Source organism: Nitrosophilus sp., from assembly GCF_982775275.1.
This window is the reverse complement of the sequence record NZ_CEXZHP010000232.1, coordinates 1-2,213: the sequence shown is the minus strand read 5'-3', so window position 1 is coordinate 2,213 and position 2,213 is coordinate 1. Positions and strand designations below refer to the sequence as shown.

The following is a 2,213-nucleotide window of genomic DNA, read 5'->3' as shown; positions in this document are numbered from 1 at the left end:
AGTATTGGCGGTTGATTACCCATCTGTAAGACTCATCACAAAAAATAAAGGGGTATATTTATCTAAAAATGATCCTCAAAAATTTGCAAAAAAAATTTATGAGATTATAAAAGATCCACACCAAAATGAAAAAATAGAAGAAATGAACAATATTGCAGAAAAATTCTCATATTTTAACAGAAGCAAAAAATTTGATAAATTTTTAAAAAAGATTATGGAATAAAAAATGGGTATAGTCAAAAAAATCTTAACATACATAAAATTTAGCAGAAAAAAATTTGGATTTATAGGAAAAAACAGCGATTTTTTTCATTTAAATTCAAAATATATAAAACCGGAAAATATCTATATTGGCAATTTTTGCAAAATTAGCGAAGAAGCATATTTAGATGGCTCAGGCGGCATAGAAATTAAAGATTGCACCATTATCGGACCAAAAATTACAATTATTACTTCCAATCACAATTACAATGAAAAAACAATTTCTTTTTTGCCTTATGATAACAAAATGATTCGAAAAAAAGTGACAATAAAAGAGTATTGTTGGATAGGCAGAAATGTAATAATAGTTCCGGGCGTTACAATTGGAAAAGCATGTGTTATAGCAGCAGGCAGTGTTGTTACAAGAGATATAGAAGACTACTCTATAGTTGGAGGAAATCCTGCTAAAATTATCAAAAAAAGAGATAAAAATCTCACTGATAAACTCATAAAAGAAAACAGGTGTGTTTCCAATCCAAATATAAATCCAAAACCTAAAAAAGTTTGGATTTGAAAAAAGGAAAATATTTGAAAATTTTAATCATTAAATTTAGACATATAGGCGATGTTTTACTATCTACCGCTCTTATTAAAAATTTGAAAAAATCTTTTCCCAAATCCCAAATCGATTTTGTTTTAAACAAAGAAACAAAAGAGATGATTGAAAACAATCCAAACATTAATAAAATATTTTCTTATGATAGAAAAGTAAAAAACAAAAATCTATTTGCTAAACTTTTTTATGAATACAAATTTACAAAAAATATTATCAGAAACAGATACGATATTGTTATAAACTTGACGGAAGGAGATAGAGGAGCAATCATTGCTCTATTATCAAAAGCCTCAAAACGCTATGGAGTAAAATCAAAAAACAATTTATTAAAACTGTTAAAACCGTACAATAAAGAACTCTCTTGCGATCCATATTTGCATACTGTTGAAAAAGATCTTCAGTTTTTAAAATTATTAAATTTGCCTATCAATGAAAAGAAAATCGAAATCTTTTTCACTAAAAAAGATAAAGAAAATATAGAAAATATATTAAATTCAAACAATATAAAAAATTTTGTTATAGTACATCCGGTTTCGAGATGGATGTTTAAATGCTGGGATGATAAAAAATTTGCAAAAGTTATAGACTATATTGAAAATGAAAAAAGAATAAAAGTTATAATAACAGCCTCTTCCGATAAAAAAGAGTTAAGCAAAATAGATAAGATACTATCTTATTGCAAAAGCAATCCTATAAATTTGTCAGGAAAAATATCTTTAAAAGAGCTAGCAGCCCTTATATCAAAATCTATTTTTTATTTAGGAGTTGATACAGCACCTATGCATATGGCATCAGCCTTAAATATACCTGTTATTGCACTTTTTGGTCCAACAGACCCGACTATATGGGGACCATGGGATAATGAACTCGGATATTCAAATTATAAAAAAATCAAACAAACCCAATTTAATGGCAAACATGTTATTATTCAACATCCAAATGATAAAATCATATATAAAAATGGTGAAAAAATAAGTACCGCATTGATGTCAATCGCAACAGAAGAAGTAATTTATTATATAAACAAAACGCTGGTAAATATGCCTTTGACTAAAAGTACTGATTTGGAGTGTTGGTGTTAGTGTTAGTAAATATTTTTTAATACCATCACCAACACTAACACCAACACCGAAATATTTTTAAGGAGAAATTATGAGTTTGTCTATAGATGCAAATACTAAAGATAGTTTTCTATTAAACAATAAAATATATTATAGTTTTTTAATCTCTTTATCACTGCTTTGCCTATCACTGCCTCTTTCAGAAGCTGCAAAACAGTTATTTTCATATTTAACAATTTTGTTAGGTTTTATTTTGATATATAAATATGACATTGAAGTGAAAAAAGATATAATTTTTTGGTCATTTTTACTATTTTTTATTTTTTCATTGATAA

Annotated in this window: 4 protein-coding genes; all 4 read left to right on the top strand. The window is 26.5% G+C overall.

Annotation, left to right across the window (positions count from 1 at the left end; translation table 11 throughout):
* Positions 1-223 (top strand): hypothetical protein (locus AC30RD_RS08650; RefSeq protein ID WP_489494101.1); only part of this gene is annotated, 223 nt, incomplete at its 5' end.
* 3 nt (positions 224-226) lie between these two features.
* The gene (locus AC30RD_RS08645) at positions 227-775 is read left to right on the top strand and encodes an acyltransferase (protein WP_489494100.1); all 549 of its coding nucleotides are present in this window, start codon (positions 227-229) and stop codon (positions 773-775) included.
* Positions 776-789: 14 nt separating this feature from the next.
* Positions 790-1,899: a putative lipopolysaccharide heptosyltransferase III gene (rfaQ, locus tag AC30RD_RS08640; protein WP_489494099.1), complete on the top strand. Its 1,110-nt coding sequence runs from the start codon at positions 790-792 to the stop codon at positions 1,897-1,899.
* Between the two features lie 70 nt (positions 1,900-1,969).
* Positions 1,970-2,213, top strand: a 244-nt coding sequence (locus tag AC30RD_RS08635) for a hypothetical protein (RefSeq protein ID WP_489494098.1), incomplete at its 3' end; no start/stop codon positions are given.

Excerpts from the sequence above, each read along its gene's own strand:
- AC30RD_RS08645 (WP_489494100.1), top strand. The coding sequence starts at position 227 with ATGGGTATAGTCAAAAAAATCTTAACATACATAAAATTTAGCAGAAAA.